General features: G+C 64.7%; 12 protein-coding genes and 3 pseudogenes. 10 read left to right on the forward strand and 5 right to left on the reverse strand.

Annotated elements, in window-relative coordinates; all coding sequences use genetic code 11:
* Nucleotides 1-36: 36 nt before the first annotated feature.
* The 3 genes from GD748_RS18505 to GD748_RS18515 are packed head-to-tail and all read right to left on the reverse strand — an operon-like array spanning nt 37 to nt 2879.
* A complete protein-coding gene (locus GD748_RS18505; RefSeq protein ID WP_152196718.1) occupies nt 37-801 on the reverse strand; it encodes an ATP-binding cassette domain-containing protein in 765 nt (254 codons plus the stop codon).
* The gene (locus GD748_RS18510) at nt 794-1852 is read right to left on the reverse strand and encodes an ABC transporter permease (protein WP_193313021.1); all 1059 of its coding nucleotides are present in this window, start codon (nt 1850-1852) and stop codon (nt 794-796) included. Before GD748_RS18510 ends, GD748_RS18505 begins: the two co-directional genes overlap by 8 nt.
* A 37-nt stretch (nt 1853-1889) precedes the next feature.
* On the reverse strand, nt 1890-2879 hold the full coding sequence (locus GD748_RS18515) for an ABC transporter substrate-binding protein (RefSeq protein ID WP_226921626.1): 990 nt from the start codon (nt 2877-2879) through the stop codon (nt 1890-1892).
* Nucleotides 2880-3109: 230 nt separating this feature from the next.
* Between GD748_RS18515 and GD748_RS18520 the strand changes: the two genes are divergently transcribed.
* The 4 genes from GD748_RS18520 (at nt 3110) to GD748_RS18535 (ending at nt 6832) form a co-directional block, all read left to right on the forward strand.
* A complete protein-coding gene (locus GD748_RS18520) occupies nt 3110-4132 on the forward strand; it encodes a LacI family DNA-binding transcriptional regulator (RefSeq protein ID WP_226921631.1) in 1023 nt (340 codons plus the stop codon).
* A 472-nt stretch (nt 4133-4604) separates the two neighbouring features.
* Nucleotides 4605-5054: an RpiB/LacA/LacB family sugar-phosphate isomerase gene (locus GD748_RS18525; RefSeq protein ID WP_152196722.1), complete on the forward strand. Its 450-nt coding sequence runs from the start codon at nt 4605-4607 to the stop codon at nt 5052-5054.
* Complete coding sequence (locus GD748_RS18530) at nt 5051-5890, forward strand: transketolase (RefSeq protein ID WP_152196723.1); 840 nt, start codon at nt 5051-5053, stop codon at nt 5888-5890. The genes GD748_RS18525 and GD748_RS18530 overlap by 4 nt, the downstream gene beginning before the upstream one ends.
* Nucleotides 5891-5893: 3 nt before the next feature.
* Nucleotides 5894-6832 (forward strand): transketolase family protein, encoded by a 939-nt coding sequence (locus GD748_RS18535; RefSeq protein WP_152196724.1) that lies wholly within the window; start codon nt 5894-5896, stop codon nt 6830-6832.
* A gap of 108 nt (nt 6833-6940) precedes the next feature.
* Here the strand turns inward: GD748_RS18535 and GD748_RS18540 are convergent, their stop codons facing one another.
* Complete coding sequence (locus GD748_RS18540) at nt 6941-7678, reverse strand: GntR family transcriptional regulator (RefSeq protein ID WP_152196725.1); 738 nt, start codon at nt 7676-7678, stop codon at nt 6941-6943.
* Between the two features lie 163 nt (nt 7679-7841).
* On the opposite strand from GD748_RS18540, the gene GD748_RS18545 reads away from it, so the two are divergent.
* The 6 genes and pseudogenes from GD748_RS18545 to istA all read left to right on the forward strand — a co-directional run.
* A complete protein-coding gene (locus GD748_RS18545; protein WP_152196726.1) occupies nt 7842-8726 on the forward strand; it encodes a class II fructose-bisphosphate aldolase in 885 nt (294 codons plus the stop codon).
* Complete coding sequence (locus GD748_RS18550) at nt 8723-9496, forward strand: HAD-IA family hydrolase (protein ID WP_152196727.1); 774 nt, start codon at nt 8723-8725, stop codon at nt 9494-9496. The genes GD748_RS18545 and GD748_RS18550 overlap by 4 nt, the downstream gene beginning before the upstream one ends.
* 24 nt (nt 9497-9520) lie before the next feature.
* Nucleotides 9521-10168: a dihydroxyacetone kinase subunit DhaL gene (gene dhaL, locus GD748_RS18555; protein ID WP_152196728.1), complete on the forward strand. Its 648-nt coding sequence runs from the start codon at nt 9521-9523 to the stop codon at nt 10166-10168.
* Nucleotides 10169-10226: 58 nt separating this feature from the next.
* Nucleotides 10227-11222, forward strand: coding sequence for a dihydroxyacetone kinase subunit DhaK (gene dhaK, locus GD748_RS18560; protein ID WP_152196729.1), 996 nt, complete (start codon nt 10227-10229; stop codon nt 11220-11222).
* Nucleotides 11223-11589: 367 nt separating this feature from the next.
* A pseudogene (locus tag GD748_RS18565) lies at nt 11590-11832 on the forward strand (ISL3 family transposase); the annotation flags it as partial.
* Between the two features lie 298 nt (nt 11833-12130).
* Nucleotides 12131-13572: pseudogene (gene istA / locus GD748_RS18570) on the forward strand (IS21 family transposase); the annotation flags it as partial.
* On the opposite strand, the pseudogene GD748_RS18575 reads toward istA, so the two are convergent.
* Nucleotides 13570-14145, reverse strand: a pseudogene (locus GD748_RS18575) (IS3 family transposase); the annotation flags it as partial. The pseudogenes istA and GD748_RS18575 overlap by 3 nt on opposite strands.
* Between the last annotated feature and the right edge of the window lie 138 nt (nt 14146-14283).

Below are 14283 nucleotides of genomic sequence, written 5' to 3' on the forward strand. Positions count from 1 at the left end.
GGCCGACGGCGGTTCTAGGGGTCGGACTGCCAGCCCTTACGCGGCCGGGCTGTCAGCAAGGCCGGTGATGACCTTCAGCAGGCTGTCCGGGGTGAAGTTGGCCGTGGGTTCGTCGGCCACCACCTGGCCGAGCCGCAACACAACGACGCGGTCGGTCACTTCGAGGATGTGCGGCAGGGTGTGAGAAATGAAGACGACCCCCAGGCCGTTCTCGCGGGCCCGGCGCATGACGTTCAAGACTTCACCGGCCTGACGCGCGCCGAGGTGGTTGGTTGGCTCATCGAGGATGATGACCTTTCGCGCCCATGCCACCGCTCGACCGATGGCCACGGCCTGACGTTGCCCGCCGGAGAACTCGTTCACCGTGCGACGTACCCCGGCGAAGCCGATGCCGGCGCGGTCCAGGGCCTCGCCGGCTTCGACCTCCATGGCGGGCTTGTCCAGGAAGCCGAGCTTGCCAAGCAGGCCCGGTCGCAAGCGTTCGCGACCGAGGAAGACGTTCCCACTGACCGTCAGATCCGGACATAGACCCGAGTCTTGGTAGAGAGTCTCGATGCCTGCTTCGAGCGCTTCGCGCGGAGAGCGCCACGAGCGCTCGTCCCCATCGAGCCGAATGCTCCCACCATCGGGTTGCAGGGCACCGGACAGGATCTTGACCAGCGTGGACTTCCCGGCTCCGTTGTCTCCGACAAGTCCAACGATCTCGCCGCGGCGTACCGCCATGCTGGCGCCCTCGAGGGCCACCACACTGCCGTAGGACTTTGAGACCCCGACGGCCTCGTACACGACGTCGTCAGCCATGTTTCGCACCTCTCGATCGCCCGACGTTCACGTGCTGCAGACCCACGGCAACGGCGATGAGGACACCGACCACCACCTGCTGCCAGTACGGCGCAACACCGATGAGGATCAGCCCGGAGAGCACCGCAGTGGTGATCAGGGCACCGAGGAAGGTGCCGATCATCTTGCCGGTGCCACCGAAAAGGCTGGTCCCGCCGATCACGGCCGCGGCGATCGCGTTGAGCTCGAAGCCCAGACCCGATGTCGGTGAGCCGGAGCCGAGCCGGATATAGACGAACAGTCCAGCCAGGGCCGCCATGAACCCTGAGAGCATGTAGACCTTCACCAGATGGCCACTCACGTTGATACCTGCGGCCCGGGCCGCGAAGTCGTTCGAGCCGATGGCGTAGGTCCAGCGCCCGAACCGGGTCTGCTCCAGTGCCACCCAGGCAATGACGAGGACTAGCAGCACCCCGATCAGCGGTGGTGTGAGCACATCCAGGATGCGGGTGTTCCCAATCGTGATGACCTCGCGCGGGCCACCCGCGATCTGCACACCGCGGGTGACCACGAGGGTCAGCCCCGCCCCGGCACCCATCGTCGCCAGGGTGGCGATGAAGGGGGCCAGCTTTGCCTTGACGATCAACAGTCCGTTGACCAACCCGACAGTCACTCCGACCGCGATCGCGACGACGAAACCGGCGGTGATCGCCATCGCGGGTGAGGTGCCACCTTCGGTCAGGGCCCGAATGGTCAGCGCTGCGCTGACCCCCGACAGGCCGAGCGTGGAGCCGACGGACAGGTCGATGCCTGCCGTCACGATCACGTAGGTCTGCCCGATCGCTAACAGCATCACCGGTGCCCAGTCCTGCAGGACGTTGCCAAGGGCGTGGGTGGAGAAGAACAGCGGGTTCAGTACGGTGAAGAAGGCGACCATGGCCACCAGGACCCCGAAGAGGATCGTCTCCTGGCGCAGCAAGACACCCTTGACCTGGCTGCCGGAAGCACTCGCGCCTCGGCCTGTGCCGGTGGACGCCGATCCGGCGCGTGCCGGCCCGTCACCCTGCGTCATACGCTGCCTCCCACCCCTCGTGCGCCGCCCGTCAGCCTCAGCTGGGGTACTGGTACTGCTTGGTCTCATCGAAGTTCTCCTGGGTGATGACCACGTTCTCCATCACGACGTCGGACTCGACAGCCGAGTCGTCGCCATTTATCGCCGCCACGATGTACTCCAGCGCGAGACCAGCCATGTCGCCCGGCTTCTGTGCCACCAGGGCGGTGAAAGCGCCGTCCTGCAGGTCGGCGACCTGGTTCTCGTATGCGTCATAGCCGATGAGTGCCACCTCACCAACCTTGTCGTTGTTACGCAGGGCAGCCACCGTGCCAGTCCCCGAGGTGCCATCCACCGCAAAGATTCCCGCAAGGTCCGGGTGCTTGAGCAGCACCGTGCTCACGGCCGACGTCGCGGCCGCAGGCTGGGAGTTTGCGTACTCCTTGCCAACCAGTTCGATGTCCGGGTATTCCTCGAGCGCCTCCATGAAGCCCTGCTCACGCAGGGTGTTGGTGGTCGCCGTCGGGGAGCCGGACATCAGGAAGACCTTGCCCTCGCCGCCGATCTGCTCGGCGAGCGTGTGGCCGGCCAACCTGCCACCGTCGACGTTGTCGCCGGTGATGTGCGAGACCAGGTCGCTCTGGTCCGTGACGGTGGTGTCAACGGTGATGACCGGGATGTCCATCGAGACCGCCTCTGCCACGCTGGGCTGCAGCGCGTCAGGATCGGTCGGGACGATGATCAGGCCATCGACCTGCTGGGTGAGCATCGTGTCCACAAACGGAATCTGGGACTGCGGCGAGTACTCGTCCGGAGCTCCCTGCCAGATCAGCTCGATCCCCATTTCTTCAGCCTTGTCCTCGGCGCCCAGCTGCATCGCCAGGAAGAAGGGGTCTGAGGCGATTCCCGGCACGAAGCCGATCGTCAGAGCGTCCTCAGTTGCGGGCGTTGTACCACCCGCCCCGGTTTCCTGGCTCGCGGGTGCTCCCGACCCGCCGCTGCAGGCGGCGACGAGTGCCAGGGCGCTCGCTGCGGCGACGCCAGCCACTGCTCGTTGAATGCGCATGATCTCCGTACTCCCTTGTCGGTGACTGATGTGCCGAGAGCGGAACTCTCGGCGCGGGCACCCGGTGGAGGAGGGGGCCTGTCGCCGCAGGCTAGGCCAAAGCCAAGCGCTTGCGCAAGCGCTTGCGTGCTACCGGCGTGCTTCTCTACACTTTGTCCGGAAAGGACGCGACGCTGCGGTCCAGATACTCAGGGAGGGCTCGCTTGACCACGATGGCCGACGTGGCCCGGGTAGCCGGCGTCTCAGTCACGACTGTCTCCCACGTCATCAACCGCACACGAAACGTCGCCCCGGAGACCGCAGAAGTGGTTCTCGGGGCCGTTGCCAAGACCGGCTACCGACACAACCTGGCAGCACGCGCCCTCGCCACGTCGTCAACGACGACGATCGGGCTCGCAATGTCGATCGTGACAAACCCGTACTTCGGAGCGTTGGCACACAGCCTTGAAGAACGCTTCCGCCAGGCCGGCTTCTCACTGGTCCTCGCCAACACCAACGACGACCCAGTACAAGCCCTCGACGTGATCGAGGACCTCCAGGCGCGACGAGTCAGTGGCATCATCGCCGTACCGCTGGAAGGCAGTCCAGAACTGACGGCAACGTTCAATCATCTCGTCGCCGCCCGATTCCCCCTTGTCTTCCTCGACCGCCGGTCAGAGATCGAGGTCGACCAGGTGTACTCGGAGAACGAGGGGCCGGTTTACGAACTCACTACTCATCTTGCCGAGTTGGGTCACCGACGCATTGGGCTCGTTACCGGTACCAGCGAGACCATGAGCGCCAAAGACCGACTCACCGGCTACACACGTGCTGTCACGGAACTAGGCCTTGATGCCGACCCTTCACTCGTAATCAGCGGGGAGTCCGACGAATCCGTGGCGCACACGGAAGTGAGGCGACACCTTGAGTCCCACGCAAGGGCTACCGCCCTCGTGGTCGCCAACAACCAGATGGCAATTGGTGCATTGCGCGCCGTCCGCGACTCTGGCCTCAAGGTACCCCGCGACATCGCCATCGCCAGCTTCGACGACTTCGAAGGCGCCGACCTGCTCGATCCCGGTCTCACAGTGGTCCGGCAGGACACCGCAACTCTCGCGTCATCAGCCGTCAGCCTCTTGCTACGCCGCATCACCAACCCGAGCCGCCAAGCTAGAACGGTTACCGTGCCGACCACGCTCGAGCACCGAGGATCATGCGGCTGCGGTCGCAAGCGCTACAGACAGCTCTCCGGGTGAGCGTTACCCTCCTACCAAGGAAGGTGTTCCTTGTCGGTGAGGACGCCCTGGAATAACGAAGGCCGCTGACCTGCGCATCCGTGCGGTTCAGCGGCTTTCGCCGGGTGGAGCTAGGGGGTTCCAACCTCCGACCTTCTCCCGCCGGTTTACAACTCCCGGCACTCCCCGAAGCCCGTCCGACCGCCAGCAAAATGTCCGTCATACCGTCGTGTTCCTCGTCGGTCATTGTGGCGTCGCAACGTCACACCTCAATCGCCACGTCTCCCAACGAGTAGGGCGAGCCGCGCGCGGATGAGACGCCGAACCAAGTCCAGAAGGCATTTACTCCACAACGGCAGGCTGGTTACTGGCGTCTCATAACCCCTTCGGCGTACCGCACGTGCTGACGGACCTCCGGTCGGGACACCCCTCTTGCCCTTTCGCAGATCTGGTCCTACTGTACATGACTAGACAGGTATAGATCGGAGGAATCATGTTGATTGCGATTGGCAGTGACCCCAATGCGCACGGCCTTAAGGATGCAGTGGCCGAGTATCTGGTCGAACTTGGACATGAAGTGCACGATTTCGGCGCGAACGACCCGCTCTATCCGAAGACTGCGATAGCGGTAGCCCAAAGCGTTGCGAATGGCGAGGTCGACCGAGGAGTCGTGATGTGTGGTACCGGTATCGGCGTCTCGATCTCGGCGAACAAGGTGCCCGGCGCGCACTGCGCGTTGCTCACTGATGCGTACCAGGCTGAACGTGCGCAGCTCAGCAACAACGCGAACATGGTTGCATTCGGGGCACAGGTCACGGGGGTTGAGTCGGTGAAGCGGCTGCTTCGCGACTATCTTTCGGTGTCCTACCTCGAAAATGACCGTAGCGCCCCGAAACTTGCTGTGTTGCACGAGTACGACGTCGGGCGGCCGACGCGCTCATGAACACCCGCGAATTAGTGACCGAGGCAACTCTGGCTCGCTTGAACGTGCTCCGGATGATCCGGGCTGGGAAGTCTGGCCATCTCGGTGGCGCTTTCTCGTGCATTGACATCGTCACTGCGCTGTATTTCGCGGTGCTGCGCGTGGAGCCGAGCGATCCGGCTGACCCCGATCGTGATCGGTTCCTACTCTCGGCCGGTCACAAAGCGTTGTCCCAGTACGCCGTGTTGGCCCGACGCGGCTTTTTCCCGGAGGAGTGGTTGGACACGTACGGGTCGGTGAGCACCAAACTTCCTGGGCACCCAGACATGCACAAGCTTCCCGGGGTGGAGGCAAACACTGGGGCGTTGGGGCACGGCCTGGCGATCGCGGCCGGGATGGCGCTGGGTCTCCGGGCCGCCGGCAACGGTGGGCGAGTGTTCACGATCCTCGGTGATGGAGAGTTGCCAGAGGGGTCGAACTGGGAGGGTGCGTCGATCGCTTCGCATCACAAGCTCGGCAACCTGGTCGCGTTCATCGACGTCAACGACCTGCAGATCAGCGGGCGGACGGCGGACGTGATGAACATGGAGCCCATCGCCGACAAATTCCGCGCATTTGGGTGGCGGACGACGACTATTGACGGCAACGACATCGACAGCATCCTCGGTTCTGTCAGGTACGCATCGTCGGACCCGTCGGCACCGACAGCGGTGGTTGCGCGCACCACGAAGGCGAAGGGCATCAGCTTCTTGGAAGGCACCCTCGCTTCGCACTACTGGAAGCCATCCGCGGATGAACTCCGCGCTGCGGAGAGCGAACTGCGCGCGGCCTCGGGGCTGCTCGTCGGAAAGGAGTGATTCATGACAGTCGACACGTTAGTCGATCCGAGAAGGACCCTCGGTGAGGCCGTCACGCAAGCGGCTGCGCAAGATGAGCGGGTCGTCGTGCTTTCTGCCGACAGTGGCTTGTCGTCCGGGTTTCGGGCGTTCCGAGAGAAGTACCCGGATCGCTATTACGAGTTTGGGATCCAGGAGCACGGGGTCACAGGCGTCGCCGCCGGTCTTGCGACAACCGGGAGGATCCCGGTGTTCGCGGCGATTGCCGCGTTCGTGACGAACCGCAACTTCGAGGCGTTCCGCAATGATGTGGCTTACATGGCGCAGAACGTGAAGATTGTCGGCAGGAACGGCGGGATGACGTACTCCGACCTTGGGCCCACACACTATTCGCTCGAGGACTATGCAATCATCCGCATGCTACCCGGCGTGGTGGTGCTCTCACCACAGGATCCGGGCGAGATCCGGGAAGCCGCTGCGGCGATGATTGCCCACGACGGTCCTGTGTACATGCGCATCGGTGGCCCGGCGATCCCGGATCTCTTCCCTCAAGAGAAGTTTGTGATCGGTGATGGACGTACGATTCGCCACGGCGACGCCGCCACGGTGGTCACCACCGGCACGATCACCCCCCAGGTAATCCGGGCGGTCGATCAACTCGGCGAGCTAGGCATCAGTGTCGATCTGATTGGCATGCCGACCATTGAACCGATCGACGAAGCCTGCATCGTCGAGTCAGTTCGCCGCACGGGGCGGGTCATCACGATCGAGGAGCACTATGTCCGGGGCGGCCTGTCCGCGGCCGTCGCCGACGCCCTGGCCCGGCTCGCAGTAATACGCGACGCGATCGGGCTGCCGCATCAACATATCGTCACGGGAGACTACAACGCGCTTTTGGCTAAGTACGGCCTGGACGCGGAGGGCTTGACAGCCCGCCTCCGCGGCATCCTCGCCAGCGGATGAGACTCGCCGGTGGATGAGTAGCAGAACGACGGCCACCACCAGTAACCGTCGTCTTCTTCTCCCAGTTCCAGGAAGGTCTCCAGCGATGTCCCGTCAGGGGACGTCGTGTCAGACGCGCTTGTAGTCGAACTTCAACCGCATCGTGTCCCCGCGGAACACGATCGTCGAGTACTCAAACGCGGTTCCGGCACCGTCGGAGATCACGTCTGTGAGATGTAACGCCGGGTCACCTTTCCGCAGTTCGAGCAGTTTCGCGTCCGCTCCTTCGACCGCGACGGCCTCGAGATCCTCCTCGACACTGTGCATCGGAAGGGCGAAGTTCTCCTCGAGGACTACGCACAGCTGCTCGTTGACCACGTCGAGCGTGTCAAGGTCTGGCGCGAGCCGTGCCGGCACGAACGACCGGTGTACGCTCAAAGGCTTGCCGTCCACTGAGCGGAGTCGCACGATCGCGTAGACGTCGTCGTCCGCTTCGAGGCGCAGTCGCTCACTCACACGGGTAGGCGCCGTCGTCCGCTCCAGTGCGATCAACGTCGTCGAGGTGTGGTACCCAAGAGCCTCAAGTTGCTCACGGATGCCCTTGTAAGCAGGGGAGACAGCGCTGATCTTTCTCTGTGCGACGAAGGTTCCTTTGCCGGCCACTCGATTGAGGAGGCCGTCGTTGACCATTCTAGTCAGCACCCCGCGGACGGTCATTCGACTCAACCCGTACGTCTTGTGCAACTCGTTCTCGGACGGGATGCGCTGACCCGGTGACCACTCTCCGCTGGCGATCTTCGCGTGGAACATGGCCTCCAGTTGCTGGTAGATCGGTACGGCGGACTCCCGCTCGATCAGTTCGGTCATGACGCTCCTCCCGGGGGGCGAATCGTACCGCGTCCACTCAACAGCATGTGGTCTTGTATAGCACGGTATGTACATGTACAGTACAACGTAGAGCGGAACAGCCCAGGATCCTGCCCATCGGCGCCTCCCGACCCCGCTGGCGCAAGGAAGCGAGACACGAGTTATGCCTGCCATATCGACGACATTTCTTGCCAGGACCGCACGTGAACGAGGTTACGCAGTCCCGGCCGTTAACGTGTTCGACGAGATCAGCATGCGTGCGGTAATCGATGCGGCGGTCCGTACGAGTTCGCCGCTGATCGTCCAGATTTCGGTCAAGACGGTGCGCAGTTCCGGGACCGCATTCATCACCAGTCTTTTTCAGGCCCTCACCCGTGACGTCGAGGTGCCCATCGCGCTGCACCTCGATCATTGCCCGGACCGGGGTGTGATCGATGACGTGGTCTCCGCAGGCTGGTCTTCCGTGCTGTTCGACGCGTCCAATCGCGACTTCGATACCGCGGAGCGCGAGACCGGCGAGGTCGTCACGCAGGCGCACGCCGCCGGTATTGCTGTGGAGTCGGAGATCGAGAACATCCTCGGTGTCGAGGACGGCGTGGGCAGCGATCACGTCGAGCGTGCATACTCGGTCGAGACACTGGCAGCTGTGGCGGAGCGCACGGGAGCGGACCTGCTCGCACCCCAGCTTGGCACCAGCCATGGCCTTTTCAGATCGCGGCCGACGTTGCTACCCGAGCGCGCGCGTGAGCTGGTCAGCCTCACGGATCGTCCCATAGTCCTTCACGGCGGGACCGGGCTCGAGCCCGGTGAGTTCCAGGAGTTCATCGCTGCAGGTGTGTCGAAGATCAACATCTCCACAGCCGTGAAGAACTCGTACATGCGCGCTTCCGCCGAGCACCTCGACTGGGCCCGCGAGCACGACGAGTGGGATCCGCCGAAACTCTTCGCCGCAATCGCCGCCGCGGTCACCGACTCGATCGCCGAGCACATCATCTGGTTCGGCTCGGAGGGGAAGGCAACCAGGGTCGCGGAGGCTGTGGCGCGATGAACAGGGCGCTGATCTTTGACTGCGATGGCGTCCTCGCTGATACCGAACGCGATGGACACCTCCCCGCGTTCAATGAAACTTTTGCGCATTTCGAACTCCCTGTCCGTTGGAGTCAGGACGACTATGCCCGCGTGCTGCGGATTGGCGGCGGGAAGGAGCGTCTCGCGTCCCTGCTCACGCCAGCGTTCGTAGAAGCCGCAGGCCTTCCAAAGGACAAGGCTGCACACCAGAGGTTGATCAAGCGGTGGCACAAGGAGAAAACCGGCCGCTACACGACGAAGGTCAGGGCGGGCGAGATGCCCGGACGTCCCGGGATTGCACGCATCGTCAGTGAGGCCCATGACGCTGGTTGGACGCTGGCGGTCGCTTCCACCTCCGCCGAGGAGTCCGTCCGTGCTGTTCTCGAACACGCCGTCGGGCGCAACGCTGCGGCGTGGTTCAGCGTCTACGCCGGCGACATCGTCCCACGTAAGAAGCCGGCGCCAGACATCTACCTCCTCGCGCTCAATGAGCTCGGGATAAGCGCCACGAATGCCATCGTCGTTGAGGACAGCGCGAACGGGCTGCGCGCGGCACGCGCCGCTGGGCTCACTACCGTCATAACGGTCAGTAGTTACACCGGCGATGAAGACTTCACCGGCGCCGCGCTGGTCGTGGACTGCCTTGGCGACCTGCCGGAGTCACCCGCGCGCTTCATTGAGAACCCGCACAAAGTCGAGAACACCGGTCAAGTAACCCTAGACACTCTTGTCAACCTTTCCGCCCGCTAACCAATACGGCCCCGAGGAGAACTCATGAGCAACGAAGCTGTCTCTGTCCGTAACGGCACAACCCGTCTCGAGAGTGTGGTGAGGCTGATCGCACAAACTTGCGTAGACAACGAAAAGTACTTCAGCGACCTCGACGCAGTCGCCGGCGACGGTGACTTCGGCTACTCGCTCGCCCGCGGCTTCGAAAATGTCCTCTCAGAATGGGATGCCTACGACCGGAGCGACCTCGGCACGTTCCTTCAGAAGGTCGCGACGAGCATGAGTGGCCGCATCGGTGGCACTTCGGGCCCGATCTGGGGAACTGCGTTCCTCCGTGCCGCACTGGTCCTCAAGGGTAAGCAGACGCTCGCGAGTACGGACGCTGTCGAGATGCTCCGCGCTGCGATCGCAGGCATCAAGAAGCGCGGCGGCGCGGACGTGGGTGACAAGACCCTCCTTGACGCACTGGTTCCGCTCTGCGAGTCAGTCGCAGTCGACGTTGAGCGCGACCTCGACGCAAAGGTGATTGTCGCGAATGCCGCGCGGGTCGCTCGCGACGCTGCAGAGGACACCGCACGGCTCGAGGCGCGCCGTGGTCGCGCCTCATACACCGGTGAGCGGAGCATCGGCTCTCCCGACCCGGGTGCGATCGCCGTCGCTGTCCTCGCCGAGCGCATCGCCGGCGAGTGGTGACCCCGTCGACAAGCACAAAACTCCAGCTCGTCCATCCACAAGGAAGTGAGACACCACTATGAAGAAGTTCATCAATGACCCGAAGGCGTTTGTCCCCGAGATGCTCAAGGGACTTGCCCTGGCCAACCCGGACACCCTCACCTATGACTCTAATTTCAATCTCATCGCTCGCGCCGACTCTCCTCGCAACGACAAGGTGTCGATCGTCCAGGGCTCCGGCTCTGGTCATGAGCCGGCACACGTAATGGTTGTCGGAAAGGGCATGCTCGACGCTGCCTGCCCTGGCGATGTGTTCGCCGCTCCGCCCGCCGACTTTGTCCTCGAGGCGGCCCGCCGCGTCAAGAGCGACAAGGGAGTCCTGCTCCTCGTCAACAACTACACCGGTGACAAGATGGCGTTCGAGATGGCCGAGGAGCTTGCCGCTGCTGAGGACATCAAGGTTCGCACCCTGTTCATCGACGACGACGTCGCGGTGAAGGACTCCACGTACACGATCGGACGACGCGGCGTCGCTGGCAACTTCTTCGTCATCAAGGCAGTCGGCGCCGCCGCGGAGGCCGGAGCCGACCTCGATGAGATCGTCCGCATTGGTGAGAAGGTCAACTCTGTCACCCGCACCATGGGCGTCGCGTTGACCGCGTGCACTCCGCCGTCGAAGGGTTCGCCCCTGTTCGAAATCGACGACGACGAGATCGAAGTGGGCGTCGGCATCCACGGTGAGCCTGGCCGGCGTCGCGCCAAGCTCGTCAGCGCAAACGAGATCGTGGCGGAGCTGCTCCAGAGCGTGGTTTCCGACCTCCCGTTCTCGCAGGGCGACGATGTCGCTCTCATGATCAACGGCCTGGGTGGCACCCCGATCAGCGAGCTTTACCTTCTGTACGGCATCGCTCATGAGGGCCTCACACAGAAGGGCATCACCGTCGGCCGGAACTACGTCGGTGAGTACTGCACCTCTCTCGACATGGCCGGCGCCTCCCTCACCCTCGTGAAGCTCGACGACGAGATCCGCGAACTTCTCGCAGCTCCCGCCGAGATCCCTGTTCGGGTTTTCTGACACCACGGTGCGGCGCGACCGGTTGACACCGGTCGCGCCGCATAGCCTATTCCATAGGTGCACCGCCGCAGGGGCCCGCTTAGGCGAAGACATAGCCGCGCGCACGAGTGGATCCCAGGGCAGATCAGCGGCTACCTGCGCGAGAATCATCCCGAGCACGAGCCGCACCCCACGTTTGCACGCCCGCTAGCCGGTGCCAATTCCACCCCCGACGCAGCAAAAGGGCTCTTCAGCATTGAGGGTGAAGAACTGGCTGGCGAGTCGGTCGCCGGATAAAGGTCGAGGCCTTCCGATGATGGGATTCTGACCCTGCCCATCTGGAGGACCTCGACGTGCCTGACGCTGCCTTCGCTCGCGCTGGCCCGACCTGACCACATCCAAGGTTGTCGGGCAACGGGTCGAGCCCGATCGCGCGGTCCTGGCCTGCCGCGTCGTCGAGGCGGATGGCTGGTGTCGACGCTACCGGTGTGAGGGCGCCCTTCGCGACACCGTTACCCGGCTGCTGGCGCATGGGCCGCTAGGCTGGCGCCCCACGGTCTTGCTCGTCACGGTCCGGCGCTACCGGTGCACCGGGTGCGGGCCACGTGCGGCGCCAACACCGCGGTCCCGGACGAAGGGCGAGCGGTGTTCCATGAGACGCCGAGCCCCTGCCAAACGATCCCTTCCAGTGCCCACCGCGGGTGAAGCTCTCCCGCTGGGGAGGCTGCCAGGACACCTCTGACGGCGGCCGCAGGAGACTGCCCGGAGGCGGCCATGTAGCTGCCCGGTGGCGGTCATGGGAGTTGCCCGCCGGCGGTCATGAGAGTTGCCCGACACGACATTCGTTGCCTCGTCGCTTGTGCGGTTCAGGGCCCCTCCTCGGGTGCGATAGCGGTGCTGAAGCGCCCATCGCCCCGAGGAGGGACAACATGAAGTCTGCCGAGGTCATCATGGAAATTCTTGAAGCGTTCGATCTGACAGGGTCTTACCGCGACGCCGGCGAGCTCGCCGGGGTCTCCCACCACACCGTCGCTCGTTACGTCACGGCCCGGGATGCCGGGCGGTTGAGCGAGAGGCCCGCGGCCCGTGCGCAGCTGGCTGATGAGTACTTGCCCAAGATCGAGGAGTGGGTGGAGAGGTCCAACGGCAAGGTCCGCGCGGACGTGGTCCACGACAAGCTGCTCGCGCTGGGGTTCACCGGTTCCGAGCGCACGACCCGCCGCGCGGTCGCGGCGGCGAAGACGTCCTACCGGCGGGGTAAGACGAGGGTGCATCGGCCGTGGATCACCGAGCCGGGCCTGTGGCTGCAGTACGACTTCGGTGACGGGCCGGTCATCGACGGGGTCAAAACGGTGCTGTTCTGTGCCTGGCTGGCCTGGTCCAGGTTCCGCGTCGTGCTCCCGATCCGCGACAAGACCGCCCCGAGCGTGTTCGCGGCGCTGGATGTCACGCTGCGGCGCCTGGGCGGGGCACCGACCTATGTGCTGACGGACAACGAGAAGACCGTCACCGTCGAGCACGTCGCCGGCATGGCGGTCCGCAACCCCCAGACGGTCTCCTTCGCCAGGCACTACGGGGTCACCGTGCTGACGTGTGAACCGGCTGACCCGGCCAGCAAGGGCGGGTCGGAGTCGACGGTCAAGGTCGCCAAGGCCGACCTGGTCCCGAAGGAGACCAATTTGCTCGAGCAGTACGCCTCGTTCGCCGACCTCGAGGCGGCGTGCGAGGCGTTTGGCGAGCAGGTCAACGCCCGGGTCCACCGGGTCACCCGGCGGGCGCCGGTGGAGATGCTGACGCAGGAGCGCGCCCGACTGCACGCCCTGCCGCAGCACCCGTACACGGTCGCGCTCGGGACCACCCGGGTCGTCCCGGCCGGCTCGCCGATGGTCACGTTCGAGTCCGGGCAGTACTCCGTCCCGCACCACCTCCTCGGCGAAACGGTGTGGGTGAGGGTCCACGGCGCCGGCGCGAGGGAGCGGGTCGTGATCGTCCACGTCGGCGCCGACGGACCGGTCGAGGTCGCCCGGCACCCGCGCGCTACCCGGGGTCCCCGCAGGTCGATGACGCGCACTTCCCGCCCGCGCCGGCCGGGGCTCTTCACCGCCAGCCCAGAGCCAGGAGTGCCGCGGAGGCGGAGTTCCTCGCTCTGGGCGAGGGCGCCCGGGTGTGGCTGTCCGAGGCCGCCGCCGCGGGGACGAGCAAGATGCGGGTCAAGATGGCCGAGGCGGTGTCCCTGGCCAAGCTCTTCGACCCCGGCGAGGTCGACTGGGCCCTGGGGCATGCCGCCGTCCACGCCCGCTTCGCCGAGGCCGACCTGCCTTCGATCCTCAACCGGGCCTTACCCCCGGAACGTGGACACGGGGTGGGATTACGCGGCTAGCGCGAGGGTAACAGCGTGGTGAGTTTCGTAGTTGGACGGTGACTGGTAGCGGCACCAGGAGTGCCGGCGGCGGGTGTTGTAGCGCACGATCCACCGGAAGACCTAGCGGCGGCAGGTGGCCTCGTCGGGCCAGAGGGTCTCGTCCTGGAGGACCTCACGCTTGAGGGTCGCGTTGAACGACTCGGCCAGGCTGTTGTCCGCGCTCGTGCCCACGGCCCCCATCGACTGGATCACCCCGAGCCTGGCACACAGGCGGGCGTAGTCCTTGGAGGTATAGACCGACCCGTGATCGGAGTGGAAGATGGCGCCGGCCAGCGCTCTTCCGCCGCCGCGGGTCGCGGCAGCGGCCTTGAGCGCGTCCTCGACGAGGCTGGTGCGCATGTGATCTGCCAGCGACCAGCCCACCAATCGACGGCTGTAGCAGTCGATCACCGTGGCCAGATAGAGGTTCTGCCCGTCGGCCAGCGGGAGGTAGGTGATGTCACCGACGTAGCGCTGGTTCGGCGCCTGCGCGGTGAAGTCTCGCTTGAGCAGGTCGGGCACCTTGAATCGCCCCGGGTTTGGTGGAGGCTCGGTTAGTTGGTTCCGGCCTCGATGAGGACGCGGTTGTCAGGGTAGTGCTGGTCGGGTCTGGTGGCCCAGAACTCCGTCTCGTACTCGGCCGGCGGGACGTGGCCGAGCTCGCCGTGCAGGCGCCGGTGG

Origin of the sequence: Georgenia subflava (assembly GCF_009193155.1) — a bacterium.
Taxonomy (GTDB): Bacteria; Actinomycetota; Actinomycetes; order Actinomycetales; family Actinomycetaceae; genus Georgenia; species Georgenia subflava.